The organism is Neiella holothuriorum (assembly GCF_019457915.1).
In the GTDB taxonomy this organism is placed as follows: domain Bacteria; phylum Pseudomonadota; class Gammaproteobacteria; order Enterobacterales; family Neiellaceae; genus Neiella; species Neiella holothuriorum.
In genome coordinates this window covers 53,944-67,125 of sequence record NZ_JAHZSS010000021.1, presented here as the reverse complement: position 1 = coordinate 67,125, position 13,182 = coordinate 53,944, and the positions used below count along the sequence as shown (strand labels likewise).

Genomic DNA, 13,182 nt, shown 5'->3' with positions numbered 1-13,182 from the left:
GGCGACACACTAAAACTAAAATTAGTCGCTCCGGGAGTTGTTGTAACTACACCATAATTAGAGATCGACATGACAGATACGCGTCTCAATAAACAGAATATTTTTGCTTTAGGATTCATGACGTTCGCGTTCTTTTTGGGCGCGGGCAATATTATCTTTCCACCTTTGGCGGGGCAGCTAGCCGGTAGCGAAGTAACGCTGGCGATGCTCGGTTTTTTGGTGACGGCAGTTGGTTTGCCATTGCTGACGTTAATCGCGGTGGCAATTGCTGGCGGTGATATGGAGTCGGTTACGCGGGACTTGCCTCGAGCTGTTGCGGTGACTATCACGGTCGCCATTTTTATTGTGATTGGTCCGGCATTCGCATTGCCTCGCACCTCACTAGTCGCCTATGAAACAGGCATGAAGCCTTTATTTGGTGAAGACGCCGTGCCGTTGTGGGCCTATACCATAGGGTTCTTTTTAGTTGCTTCCGCATTGGCATTGCATCGTGGTTCGCTGATTGATTACATCGGTAAAATATTGACGCCAATTCTCATCGTGTTGCTGGCGATTCTGGGAATTTCGGTGGTGGTTGAGCCGCTTGCTCCGCTTGGCGCCATGACCGATGGCACGGCCATTTCTGCAGCGTCAGAAGCTTATCGCAGCGCGCCGTTTAGCAAAGGGTTCATCGAAGGCTACAACACCATGGATACCTTTGGTGCTCTGATGTTTGGTGTGCTGATTGTTGATGTGCTGCGGAAAAAAGGCGTCAATGATCGTGGTTTTCAAGCCAGCTATTTAATTCAGGCCGGTATCATTGCCGCTATTGGACTGGCACTGGTGTATATGTCGCTATTTTATTTAGGTGCGACCAGTGGCACGGTTGCCGCCGGTGCTGATAATGGCGGTGAGATCCTCGCTAAATATGTACAAGGCATGTTCGGCCAACCGGGCCAGTGGATTTTGTCCGCAGTGGTGACTCTAGCCTGTTTAACCACAGCGATTGGTTTAACGGGGGCTTGTAGTGATTACTTTGCCAACTTACTGGGCATGCAATATCGCACATTGGTTGTTGTGTTCGCGGCGGTTAGTGCTTTGGTTGCCAATGTTGGCCTGAGCTACCTGATTGCGGTTTCTATTCCGGTGTTGATCGCCTTGTACCCAGTCGCAGTTGCGCTGGTGGTACTGAACCTAGTGCGGCGCTATTTGAATCACCCAAAACAGTCGTTCCGTTGGGTCATTGGCATTGCGCTTGTGCTGAGCTTACTGGATGCCATCAAAGCTGCGAAAGTACCGGGTACCACAACGTTGGTTGAGACGGCGAGTCACTTGCCATTGTTTGGCTATGGCTTGGCTTGGTTGATCCCTGTGACTGCTGCGGTGATTGTGGCGTTGGCATGGCCGGATCGATCATCCAAAGATTAATTCAAACAAAAAAGCCCGCATCGCGGGCTTTTTTATGGCTGACGGTTAGTTATTCAATCGCCCAAGCTTCAAGTTCTTCAAGTAGTTGGGCGCACCATTTCTGAATGCGTTCTTCGGTCAAGTCAAATTGACTATCTTCATCCAGGGCGAGGCCAACAAACTGACTGTCATCGGCAGTGAGTGCTTTGCTGGCATTAAAGTCATAGTCATCGCCATTGGGCCAAAAACCAATCCGTACGACACCGTTGCCGTCAATGGCATCGTGGAGCATGCCCAAAGCATCTTGGAACCAATCAGCATAGCCTTCTTGATCGCCTAAGCCATACAAAGCGACAATTTTGCCCGACAAATCGAGACCAGAGACCTGCGACCACTGGCTTTCCCAGTCTTCCTGAAGTTCACCATAATCCCAGGTGCTGATGCCAAAAATAAGAATGTCGTATTGCTCGGTATGGCTAAGCGAGACATCTTTAATATTGTGAATATCCACCAAGTCGGTGGTTAACAATTGCTGGATTTTCTCGGCTGCCATTTCGGTGTAGCAAGTCGAAGATCCGTAAAAAAGGCCAATTTTCATCTTGAATTATATGTAGGGTTCAGCGTTAAATCGGCACCATGGTAACAGAAATTTAAGCAAGGCTGGCAAGGGCATCATGGTTAATCGAAGTGAATTAGTATCGCCCTGGGGCCGTTGGCAGTTACAAGACGATGGTGACCATATTATTGCGCTTGATTATTGGAGCCAACAATCAGACCACGACCATCACAACGAGCCACTTTCGCCATTAGCCATTGAAGCGCAACAGCAATTAGACGCTTACCTCCACTCAGCCGCGTTCCAATTTAGCCTGCCTTTAAAAGTCAAAGGCACACCTTTTCAGCAAAAACTATGGTGCCACCTCCAAGCTATTCCAGCGGGTGAAGTACAAACATACGGTGAGGTGGCTAAGTTACTCAATTCCGCTGCGCGTGCTATTGGTGGTGCCTGCCGGGCCAACCCCATTCCGTTATTTATTCCGTGCCACAGAATTGTTGCCAAAGGTGGTTTGGGCGGGTTTTCCGGCCATACTCAGGGCGAACGTATTGATTTAAAGCGTCAATTACTAATGCACGAAGGAGTGTGTTGATTTGGCTAAGCCGTCATACCCAGAATTAGACGTTTTTCTTGATGCCATGTGGATCCAGCGCGGCCTGAGCGATAATACGCTGCAAGCTTACCGAACTGATCTAACCAAGTTATTTGACTGGCTGGCCAAGCAAAACATCAACTTGGCAGCGGTGAGTACGGCTGATATTCAACACTACCTTAGCCTGCGGCATGAGCAGGGGCTAAAAGCTCGCTCCACGGCTCGCGCTCTGTCCACCATGCGGCGCTTTTTTCAATACGCGGTGGCGCAACAATGGTTGACGGTCAACCCCATGGCCTTAATTGAAAACCCTAAGTTGCCAAAGCCATTGCCGAAAAGCTTGAGTGAACAACAGATTGAACTATTGCTGGCGGCACCGAATCCCGAAATAGCCATGGAATTGCGCGACAAAGCCATGATTGAACTCATGTACGCCACCGGCCTGCGGGTGTCTGAATTGGTCAACATGACGTTGAGTGATGTGTCGCTTCGGCAGGGCGTGGTGCGGGTAACCGGTAAAGGTGGCAAAGAACGCATCGTGCCGATGGGCGAAGAAGCGCTGCATTGGCTAACATCGTATGTGCAGCTGGCGCGCGCGGAATTACTCAAAGGCTGTGACAGTGACGCTATGTTTCCCGGTCGGCAAGGTAACAGCATGACGCGGCAGACTTTTTGGCATCGGCTGAAACATTATGCAACACGTGCAGGGTTGCAATCGTTGCCATCACCCCACATGTTAAGGCATGCTTTCGCCACACATTTGCTAAACCACGGCGCTGATTTGCGGGTTGTACAATTATTGCTGGGTCACTCCGATTTATCGACCACGCAAATATACACCCATGTGGCAAATGCCCGATTACAGCAAGTACATGCTCAACACCACCCCAGAGCACAAGGTTAACGGTGCCAGGAGATGGCGATGAACCGCGTTGGTGTTGGCACATTACTATCAAAATTAATAGGTTGTCATTTCATGTTGAAATTGTTGTCGGCGCTTGGCGCCATTGTGTTGAGCTTCTCGGTGATGGCCCAAGCGGCAGACGTTAAAGACGATGTTGAAAATCGTGTGCGTGCCAAAGTCATCGCCACTTTTGGTGAAGCGCCTCGGATGATCGTGCCAGCACCACTGCCAGGCTACACGCAGGCAGTGACCTCGCAAGGCAATTTCTTTGTGTCGAATGACGGCAACTACATGATTTATGGCCGCTTGTTTGAATTGAAAGATGGCTTAGTGGAAATTACCGATAGCGGCCTCAATGGTTATCGGGCTGAACATATTAGTGAGCTGAAACAGGACACCATCAGCTATCCAGCCAAAGGCGATGAGAAGTACAGCGTGTATGTTTTTACAGACATTACCTGCGGCTTTTGCCGTAAAATGCACCGCCAAATTGAAGACTACCAAGAGTTGGGTATTTCTGTTCACTACCTGGCGTGGCCTCGTTCCGACCAATCGATGGCTGATATGCAAAAAATCTGGTGTGCTGACGATAAAGTAGCTGCGCTGAGCGATGCAAAGTTACACGGCGAAGTGCCTGAGCAAGTGTGTAAAACTGACGATCAAACTGTTCAGGAGCAGTGGATGATGGGCTCTCAATTTGGCGTGCGTGGCACCCCAGCCATTATGCTCGACAATGGCGCAATGATCCCGGGTTATCGTGAGCCTGCAGACCTATTGGAAGCCCTCGGCAAGCTGAAATAAGCTAGGCGCTGCCATGTCGGACATTACTATTCGGCGACGTCAGGTCGCCGACTCTTCACTACCTGACTCCATCCATCCTATTTTACGTCGTGTTTATCAGGCTCGTGGTATCACTCAACCTGAGCAGCTTGACCATTCTGCTCGGTTCTTGCTGCATGTCAGCGAACTCGCCGGTATGGAGCAGGCTGTTGCGCTACTGAGCAAGGCCATGGCCAACAATCAGCGCATTACCATTGTTGGCGACTTTGATGCCGATGGCGCGACTAGCACGGCGTTGTGCGTATTGGCGCTAAAGCGTTTTGGTCATCATAACGTGGGCTATTTGGTTCCTAATCGATTTGTGACTGGCTATGGTTTGACGCCGCCAATTGCTGATCAAGCGGCAGCTATGGGAACCGACCTGCTGGTAACCGTCGATAACGGCGTGTCTGCGATCTCTGGCGTAGCCCGAGCCAAAGCGTTAGGCATGCAGGTACTGGTTACCGATCATCACTTACCCGGCGACGAACTACCGGCAGCCGATGCCATGGTGAATCCAAACCTCCATCACTGTGAATTCCCATCGAAGAACTTGGCGGGTGTTGGCGTTGCGTTTTATTTAATGGCGGCATTGCGACAGCACTTAGCAGACCAAAGTTGGTATCAACAACAGCCCATTAATTTGGCTGAATTGCTAGATATTGTGGCGGTCGGCACGGTGGCCGATGTGGTGTCGTTAGATCATAACAATCGTATTTTGGTGAATCAGGGGTTGCAACGGATCCGTGCGGGGCGCTGTCGACCGGGGATCTTAGCGTTGGCGCAAGTTGCCAAACGTGAGCCCGCCAAACTGCAAGCAAGTGATTTGGGGTTTGCCATTGGCCCACGGCTCAATGCCGCAGGGCGATTGGATGATATGGCGTTAGGCATTGAATGTTTGCTGACTGACGATTGGCATCAAGCACAATCAATGGCGCAGCAGCTGGACGAGTTGAATCTGGCGCGCCGTGATATTGAACGGGGCATGGAGCAAGAAGCGCTGCAAGCGTTAGATAAGCTTCTTGCTGGCGCTGACTTTGAGCAATTGCCGCCGGTGATTTGTTTATATCAGGCCGATTGGCACCAAGGGGTGATTGGTATTCTTGCTGCTCGAGTTAAGGAGCGTTTTCACCGCCCTGTATTGGCATTTGCAGCCGATGATAATGGCATGCTCAAGGGCTCAGCACGTTCGGTGCAGGGTGTGCACATGCGCGATATGCTGGCTGCTTTAGATACCAAATACCCGCAACTGATTGAGCGGTTCGGGGGCCATGCCATGGCCGCCGGTTTGTCGATTCAGGATTCGCAATTTCAAGCATTTCGAGACGCTTTGAATGAAGTGGCTGCGGATTGGATCACCGACGATCACCTCAACCACATTTTACTCAGTGATGGTGAATTAGCCGCGGAAGACATGAACTTACCGCTCGCGCAGACTTTGCGTGACGCTGGTCCGTGGGGGCAATCCTTCCCTGAACCTTTGTTTGACGGTGAATTTCGTTTGGTGCAGCAGCGTATTGTTGGTGAGCGCCATTTAAAAATGGTGTTGCAGCCGGTTGGCTCAGAAGCGGTGTTTGATGGTATTGCCTTTAATATTGATACCGGATTATGGCCTGATGAGTCGGTGCAACGAGTCCACGTTGCTTATCAGTTGGACATCAATGAATTTCGAGGCAATACCCAAGTTCAATTGCTGGTCAAAGCGATTAAACCAATGCAGTAGCGAGCAGGCATTGCTCGCTCTGGTTTATCGATAAGTTCAGGCCAGCTTAATTTCTTTCATTTGCAGCATCGGCCTTGGCTTTTGCGTCCTTAACCATTTGCCGTACACGCTCTAATTCTTCTTTACCATCAACCTTGTAAATGGTTCGAATGGGGATGCCAACCTTGATTGCCGTATCCAGCGCATACAACCGAGTTTGGCCTGCCACAATATCGTTGCCGCGTCTGACAATGCCAATTCCGCCGTGGAACTTAAAGGCACTGTCTGGTCGCGCCAACACCAAAATATATTTCGTGTTGATGGTGTCCGATAGCATGATCACCTGATCATTCATCGGTGACATACTGAATGAGCGGGACGGGAAGAAGCGCTCTACATTGGTTAACTCAGGGAAGTCATAATCTGCCTCGACTTGGCGACTGCCAGTGCCAGCACAGCCGGTGATAATGACCGCGAAAACTACCAGTAGCGTAAGTTTTAGGTGTTGCATGGGAAGACTCTAAATCAGCTTTCATTCAATAGTATTTAAGACCAAGGTTAGCGCGAGTTGTTCCCCTAGCGAGCCGATGCGCTTTTTAATGGCGCTGTATTCGAACATTGACAGCCGTTAGCCGGCCTTAGCCTCTATTCAAGGCACGGGTGATCCTGTACAATTCCGCGGCTAAATTTCACCTTGGGCTGAGACTCTCCACATGTTCGAAATTAATCCGGTTCAAAACAAAATTGCCGATATGCGCGATCGCGGCAATGCGCTGCGCGGTTACCTTGATTATGACGCCAAGGCTGAACGCCTTGAAGAAGTCATGCGGGAACTTGAGTCGCCAGAGGTTTGGAATGAACCTGAGCGCGCACAAGCGTTAGGTAAAGAGCGCTCGGCTCTGGAAGTGGTCGTTGAAACCATTGATGCGCTCGAACAAGGTTTGGAAGATGTAGAAGGTCTGCTAGAGCTTGCTATTGAGGCAGAAGACGAAGATACCTTCCATGAAGCGGAAGCTGAATTGGAAGGGCTGGAAAGCAAGTTGGTGAAGCTTGAATTCCGACGCATGTTCTCTGGCGAGCAAGACCAATGTGATGCTTATATCGATTTACAATCAGGCTCGGGCGGTACCGAGGCGCAAGACTGGTGCAACATGCTGTTGCGCATGTACCTACGCTGGGCTGAAGCAAAAGGCTTTAAAGCCGAGCTGATTGAAGTGTCTGAAGGTGAAGTTGCCGGTCTTAAGTCGGCCACGGTTCGTGTTTCTGGCGAATATGCTTACGGTTGGTTGCGCACCGAAACCGGCGTTCACCGCTTGGTCCGTAAAAGCCCGTTTGACTCCGGTGGCCGTCGCCACACCTCGTTTTCCAGTGCATTCGTTTACCCAGAAATTGATGACTCCATTGAAGTGGACATCAACCCGGCGGATTTGCGTATTGACGTTTATCGCGCCTCGGGCGCTGGTGGTCAGCACGTGAACAAAACCGAGTCGGCTGTTCGTATTACTCACTTGCCAACCAATATTGTGGTGCAGTGTCAGAACGACCGTTCGCAACATAAAAACAAAGACCAAGCCATGAAGCAGCTAAAAGCCAAGCTTTATGAGTTTGAATTAATGAAACAAAACGCTGAAAAACAAGCCGCGGAAGATGCCAAGTCAGACATTGGCTGGGGCAGCCAGATCCGCTCGTATGTGCTTGATGACAGCCGTATTAAAGATTTACGAACCGGTGTTGAAAACCGCAACACTCAAGCCGTCCTCGATGGCGATCTCGACCGATTTATTGAAGCCAGCCTGAAATCTGGCCTGTAAAGGAAACCGCTCCATGACTGACATCCAGCAAGATGAAAACAAGCTGATTGCCGAGCGTCGCGCCAAACTCGATGCGATTCGTGAGAACTGCCCGGCCAATGGCCACCCGAACACGTGGCGTCCAAGCCATCAGTCTGCGGCATTGCAAACTGAGTTTGGTGACAAAACCAAAGAAGAGTTGGCCGAGCTTGGCCACGTTGTTGCGATTGCTGGCCGGATCATGGCTAAACGTGGTCCATTCCTAGCGATTCAAGACGTTACCGGTCGCATTCAAGGTTATGCTGCCAAAGACGTGCAAAAAGAATTGAAAGCGATTGGTGGCCTAGATATTGGCGACATCATTGGCATCAAAGGCCAGCTGCACAAATCAGGTAAAGGCGATCTGTATGTTGATATGGCCGAATACCAATTGCTGACCAAAGCACTGCGTCCGTTGCCGGAAAAATTCCACGGCCTGACGGATCAAGAACAACGTTACCGTCAGCGTTACGTTGATTTGATTGTGAACGAAGAATCACGCAACGCGTTTAAAGTGCGGTCGAAGCTGGTTGCCGGTATTCGCCGCTACATGGAGTCAAAAGACTTCATGGAAGTTGAAACGCCAATGATGCAAGTGATCCCTGGCGGCGCGACGGCTCGCCCATTTGTTACTCATCACAATGCGCTGGACCAAGAAATGTTCCTGCGTATCGCGCCAGAGCTTTACCTTAAGCGTTTGGTTGTGGGTGGTTTTGATCGCGTATTCGAAATCAACCGTAACTTCCGTAACGAAGGTTTGTCGCCACGCCATAATCCAGAATTCACCATGATGGAATTCTACATGGCGTATGCTGACTACAACGATTTGATGGATTTGACCGAAGACATGCTGCGCACTGTTGCCATTGAGGTGTTGGGCTCATCAAGCATGCCTTACGGTGAAGAGACTGTTGAATTCGGCGGAACTTATCCGCGCTTGAGCATGCTCGACGCCATTAAGCAATACAACCCAGATCATGCCGACATTCAGTCGCTGGATTACGACAAAGTACAAGACCGTGACTTCATGGTTGCGATTGCTAAGTCGGTTCACGTTCAGCCAGAAACTTTCTGGACTTGCGGCCAGCTGTTAGAAGAAATCTTCGGTGAAACCGCAGAGCCAAAACTGATTCAGCCGACCTTTATCACGGAGTACCCAGCTGAGATCTCTCCGTTGGCACGCCGTAATGATGACAACCCATTCATCACCGACCGTTTTGAATTCTTCATTGGTGGCCGCGAAGTGGCCAACGGCTTCTCGGAGCTGAACGATGCTGAAGACCAAGACGCGCGCTTTAAAGCACAGGTCAATGCCAAAGATGCCGGTGACGATGAAGCCATGTACTACGATGCTGACTACATCACTGCACTAGAGCACGGCTTGCCACCAACAGCGGGTCAGGGCATTGGTATCGATCGCTTAGCGATGCTGTTTACCAACACGCACACCATTCGTGATGTGATTTTGTTCCCAGCGATGCGTCCGCAAGGTTAAGGTAATTGTTACCCTTCGATACCTTCCTTCGACAGGTTCAGGATCGACGAGGCGAACACTAGTGCGCCGAGCTGTATGAATGACTCTTTTAAAGCCAGCCTCCGGGTTGGCTTTTTTATGTTCAGGACGAACGGTATCCGTCCTTAGGTCCGTAAACAGCACATCCATGTGCTACTTCTGCCGCGGGTGCATGGATGCGCAGGAGCGGCGATGTTCAGGACGAACGGTATCCGCCCTTAGGTTCGTAAACAGCACATCCATGTGCTACTTCTGCCGCGGGCGCATTGACTTAACTACGAGCGCAGGAACGGCGATGTTCAGGACGACGGCCAGCCGCGAATGAGTGAATACCGTTGGTACTGAGGTATCGCAATTTCAGTCGCTGTTGTTGTGTTTTGTTTGCATTTGTTGGTTTGCTGCTCTTAGCACGTTAAATGATCAGTTTTTGCGCTATTTTTACTCAATACTTTGTCAATTCTGCCGATAACATGGCTAATTGAATTACGACGTTTGGAAACCATCATGGCTATTACTCCTTTATCAACAACGTCGCTCTACCGGAATGTTGAGCAGACTAAAACTGCGACTAGTGCAGACACGAGCAAGGATGCCTTAGGTTCAAATTATGAGCAGCAACAAGCCGCTAAAAATACGGCGATTGTTGAAGCGCAGTTAGAAGTCAGCATGCAGGCGGGTAACCAGCCTATGGAATTGCTGTACCGCTCGGCGCTTGATGCCATTAATGAAGAGTTAGCGCCGGTATTTGGTGACAATGCTGCCCAACAGGCGGTTGATGATGGCGTTGATGTGTCGCCTGAAGCCACGGCCGATCGAATTGTTGCTGGTTCCACTAAATACTTTGAAGCCTTCCTCGAAGTAAACACCGATCTTGATGGTGAGGCTGCCGTTAATGAATACATGAGTATCATTTCTGGCGCTGTGGACAAAGGCTTTGAGGAAGCGCACGACATTCTCGATAGTTTAGCGGTGCTCGAAGGCGATATCGCCAACAACATCGATGCCACATACACCTTGGTGCAAGAAGGTTTACAGCAGTTTATGCAAACGCAGCTCGATAACTTCGCGCCGCCAGCGGCAAGCGAATAATTGTTTAGTTTGAAAGTAAAAAGCCCAGCTCTCGCTGGGCTTTTGGGTTTATGGGGCTCGCTCGGCTAGGCGGTAAATTTCATCGTTGGTCAACGTACGGCCATAGAGCTGAACATCATCAATGGCCCCGTCAAAAAATTCAGCCACGCCTTTGGTACCTGCGATGACTAAATCGCCAGTGCCGCTGCCATCTTTGGCTGATCCGGAACCAGCTAATTCACCGTTGTGATACAAATAACGTTTGCCTGCGCTGCCATCTTGCATCACCACGACATGCTGCCATTCGTCAGCAAGTGCCGGGCTCGTGGTTAAGTGGCCTTGCTGAGCGCCAAACACTAACTCGCCGTTCGGACTAAGCCATAAGCCCCACCAGTTGCCTAAATCGCGAGATTTAGTGACCACGCCCTGCCAGCCATTTTCAATCTGTTTTGGCTTAAACCACACTGACAGGCTGAAGGAGTCATTAGTTGAAAAACGCAGCTCCGAGCTGTCGGGGATTTCGATATAAGTTGTCGCACCATCAAATTCGACTCCGGAATGAGTATTCAGACGCCATGCTAACGAGTATGGTTCTGCTGATACTTGCCCGGTATGCTGGCCGGCAACTTCATCGGTTACTTTTCCGGGGACATCGCTATATCTTGATGCAGGATCTTGATCGAACAACCAGCTGCCTATTCTCCCTTCGGACACAGGCGGAAATTCGTGATCGAAATAGACAGTTACCCTTGATGGTTCCGATAGCTGACCAAATATATCTCGGGTGATCAGTGTCAGTTGATCTTGCGCAACGCGCTTGAGTAGCACGTAGGCAGAGCCGTCGCAGCATGACTCTAGCGATTCGCCCGTTAGTGAAAAGTCGAGCGGAATACCTGGATCAGACCAAGTCATTGGCGTGGTTGGGTATTGATAGCCTTTTTTATCTGCTAGGTTCAGTAGTTCGAAACCGCCGTTCCACGGATCAATAGCCTGGTCATAGAAAATGTCAGTGTCATTGGGAATCTCAAGTGTCAGGGATGTGTCGATGGCTTGGCGCGTCAATGGTGGACTGACGGTTGCCAATTGCATCACTTCGTCTGCAGTGACGCCGCCTTTGTAGATGCGTACATCATCAATGAGACCTTTGAAGTATTCGCTCACACCGCCAGCGCCGCCGAATATGAGTTGACCGCTTCCGGTTTGTGGGAGTGGTTCTGATTCGGCTTGCAATGTGCCGTCAACGTATAGTTGCCGTGTATTCTCAGTGTTAACTAAGGCTATGTGATGCCAGCCCGGGGTTACTTGATTGCCGTGCAGGTTATCACCACCGAAAACCCACTTGCCGTCGGGAGAAATCCAAAGACCAAGCCAAGGTGCTTGTTCGCGCGATTGAGTGACGATACCCGCCCAGCCTTGCTGATCGCCATCGGCTTTAACCCAAAGTGAAATCGTATAATTGTACCCTAACCACCAGGTTGGAATAGGGTCTAAAACAAGGGCATCATCGACACCGTCGAAAGACAATGCTTTGCCAAACTTGCCATCGACCAAGCTCGGGCCATTGGCTGGTAAAACGATATCGTTGTCAAATGACCAGTAACGTAGATCTTGCTTCACAAAATCGAAAGGCCATGGTGCAGTGTAAGGGTTTGGGTGTAATTGCGGGAAACTGGCTGTTAAATCGTATTCAACCGTCACCACATCGCTCATTTCGTTATCGTCGCCGTAGCTGCGCGCTTTGACGGTCGCTTGGCCGCCGTCAAACTGTTGTTCATCGATTACAAATGCTTCGGCATAGAGAAGGCTGCCAGTATCAGGCTCGCTACCATCGAGCGTGTAATAGGTCGTTCCTGTGGTCGTCAGTTCGACTTGCACATAGGTTACATAGAGCCCTGAGGGGTAGGTAAACTCGGGATCCGAAAAGGTGACAGGCGGCTCTTCGCTATCACCTGAGTCGTCAGTATTATCTAGATTAACCAGCGCTAAAATTTGCTCGTTGCTGAGCGCCACATCGTAGAGCTGAACTTCATCGAGTGCGCCTTGAAAACTTTCTGATACGCCACTTGCTGCACCAAATATTAGATCGCCCGTGCCGTTGCCGTTCGTCGCATTGTCGGTAGCGGTGAGCACCCCATCAATGTAAATATCTCGCGTTTGACTCGAGCCTTGTTGGACCAAAGCGATGTGATGCCAGCTAGTGTCGGCCGCGCCGCCGCTAAAATTACTGGTGCCAAAGATCCAATTTCCTGAAGGAGATAACCACAAGCCATACCATGGTGCTTGCTCTCTAGATTTGTTGACGATTCCTTGCCAGCCACTATATGGCGTATCGGATTTAACCCAAGCGGCTAACGTAAAGCTTTGATTGGCAGTAAAGCGAAGGCCGGGGTGATCCGGCACGGTGACTCGATCATCAATGCCATCGAAATATAAGGCTTGGCCTTGTTTACCCTCAACTGACTGCGCACCACTAACGGTGCCTGCGTGCATGTCAGACGCTTCATTGAGTGCTTGGTTGGCCGATAGCTCGTCAAATGACCAGTAACCAATAGGCGGGGGAGTGGCCCCACATGACAATGAAAGGGGAGCCAGTAGGGCAAAAAGACAAAAAGTTCTAAATTCTATCGTCATCTGATTCGCATTCCTTTGTAAAAGCTCGTTAAAGCACTTGCTTGCATCCGTGAACCTCCAATGAGTCTAGGCTCGGTTCAGTGCGGAACGACCGGAATATTGAGAATCTTTTGGTCTAAAAGAGATGAGTAAAACACACTCTAGTTATATGTTTAACTTCTTGATTAGATATAAAAAAATTA

General features: G+C 50.1%; 11 protein-coding genes. 8 read left to right on the top strand and 3 right to left on the bottom strand.

Features of this window, described 5'->3' with window-relative positions; all coding sequences use genetic code 11:
- Positions 1–69 precede the first annotated feature (69 nt).
- Complete coding sequence (gene brnQ / locus K0504_RS15005) at positions 70–1,407, top strand: branched-chain amino acid transport system II carrier protein (RefSeq protein WP_220104964.1); 1,338 nt, start codon at positions 70–72, stop codon at positions 1,405–1,407.
- Positions 1,408–1,456: 49 nt separating this feature from the next.
- Here brnQ and fldB read toward each other — a convergent pair whose 3' ends face one another.
- Entirely contained in the window at positions 1,457–1,984 is a 528-nt protein-coding gene (gene fldB, locus K0504_RS15000; RefSeq protein ID WP_220104963.1) for a flavodoxin FldB, read from the bottom strand.
- 76 nt (positions 1,985–2,060) lie between these two features.
- Between fldB and K0504_RS14995 the strand changes: the two genes are divergently transcribed.
- From K0504_RS14995 to recJ, 4 genes are all read left to right on the top strand, one after another.
- Entirely contained in the window at positions 2,061–2,534 is a 474-nt protein-coding gene (locus K0504_RS14995) for a methylated-DNA--[protein]-cysteine S-methyltransferase (RefSeq protein WP_220104962.1), read from the top strand.
- Between the two features lies 1 nt (position 2,535).
- Positions 2,536–3,438 carry a site-specific tyrosine recombinase XerD gene (gene xerD / locus K0504_RS14990; RefSeq protein ID WP_225918172.1) on the top strand — a complete coding sequence of 301 codons (903 nt, stop codon included), beginning with the start codon at positions 2,536–2,538 and terminating at the stop codon, positions 3,436–3,438.
- Between the two features lie 72 nt (positions 3,439–3,510).
- The gene (locus K0504_RS14985) at positions 3,511–4,239 is read left to right on the top strand and encodes a thioredoxin fold domain-containing protein (RefSeq protein WP_220104961.1); all 729 of its coding nucleotides are present in this window, start codon (positions 3,511–3,513) and stop codon (positions 4,237–4,239) included.
- 13 nt (positions 4,240–4,252) lie between these two features.
- Positions 4,253–5,980 carry a single-stranded-DNA-specific exonuclease RecJ gene (gene recJ, locus K0504_RS14980; protein WP_220104960.1) on the top strand — a complete coding sequence of 576 codons (1,728 nt, stop codon included), beginning with the start codon at positions 4,253–4,255 and terminating at the stop codon, positions 5,978–5,980.
- A 46-nt stretch (positions 5,981–6,026) separates the two neighbouring features.
- On the opposite strand, the gene K0504_RS14975 is transcribed toward recJ, so the two are convergent.
- Positions 6,027–6,470 carry a DUF6491 family protein gene (locus K0504_RS14975; RefSeq protein WP_220104959.1) on the bottom strand — a complete coding sequence of 148 codons (444 nt, stop codon included), beginning with the start codon at positions 6,468–6,470 and terminating at the stop codon, positions 6,027–6,029.
- Between the two features lie 202 nt (positions 6,471–6,672).
- Between K0504_RS14975 and prfB the strand changes: the two genes are divergently transcribed.
- From prfB to K0504_RS14960, 3 genes are all read left to right on the top strand, one after another.
- Positions 6,673–7,770, top strand: coding sequence for a peptide chain release factor 2 (prfB, locus tag K0504_RS14970; RefSeq protein WP_220104958.1), 1,098 nt, complete (start codon positions 6,673–6,675; stop codon positions 7,768–7,770).
- A 13-nt stretch (positions 7,771–7,783) separates the two neighbouring features.
- The gene (lysS, locus tag K0504_RS14965) at positions 7,784–9,283 is read left to right on the top strand and encodes a lysine--tRNA ligase (protein WP_220104957.1); all 1,500 of its coding nucleotides are present in this window, start codon (positions 7,784–7,786) and stop codon (positions 9,281–9,283) included.
- Between the two features lie 522 nt (positions 9,284–9,805).
- Positions 9,806–10,390: a DUF5610 domain-containing protein gene (locus tag K0504_RS14960; RefSeq protein WP_220104956.1), complete on the top strand. Its 585-nt coding sequence runs from the start codon at positions 9,806–9,808 to the stop codon at positions 10,388–10,390.
- A gap of 48 nt (positions 10,391–10,438) precedes the next feature.
- Here K0504_RS14960 and K0504_RS14955 read toward each other — a convergent pair whose 3' ends face one another.
- Positions 10,439–13,000: a LamG-like jellyroll fold domain-containing protein gene (locus K0504_RS14955; RefSeq protein WP_220104955.1), complete on the bottom strand. Its 2,562-nt coding sequence runs from the start codon at positions 12,998–13,000 to the stop codon at positions 10,439–10,441.
- Between the last annotated feature and the right edge of the window lie 182 nt (positions 13,001–13,182).

Coding starts and splice junctions, on each gene's coding strand:
- recJ (WP_220104960.1), top strand. CDS start 4,253: ATGTCGGACATTACTATTCGGCGACGTCAGGTCGCCGACTCTTCACTA.
- K0504_RS14975 (WP_220104959.1), bottom strand. CDS start 6,470: ATGCAACACCTAAAACTTACGCTACTGGTAGTTTTCGCGGTCATTATC.
- K0504_RS14995 (WP_220104962.1), top strand. CDS start 2,061: ATGGTTAATCGAAGTGAATTAGTATCGCCCTGGGGCCGTTGGCAGTTA.
- K0504_RS14985 (WP_220104961.1), top strand. CDS start 3,511: ATGTTGAAATTGTTGTCGGCGCTTGGCGCCATTGTGTTGAGCTTCTCG.
- lysS (WP_220104957.1), top strand. CDS start 7,784: ATGACTGACATCCAGCAAGATGAAAACAAGCTGATTGCCGAGCGTCGC.
- K0504_RS14955 (WP_220104955.1), bottom strand. CDS start 13,000: ATGACGATAGAATTTAGAACTTTTTGTCTTTTTGCCCTACTGGCTCCC.
- K0504_RS14960 (WP_220104956.1), top strand. CDS start 9,806: ATGGCTATTACTCCTTTATCAACAACGTCGCTCTACCGGAATGTTGAG.
- prfB (WP_220104958.1), top strand. CDS start 6,673: ATGTTCGAAATTAATCCGGTTCAAAACAAAATTGCCGATATGCGCGAT.
- fldB (WP_220104963.1), bottom strand. CDS start 1,984: ATGAAAATTGGCCTTTTTTACGGATCTTCGACTTGCTACACCGAAATG.
- brnQ (WP_220104964.1), top strand. CDS start 70: ATGACAGATACGCGTCTCAATAAACAGAATATTTTTGCTTTAGGATTC.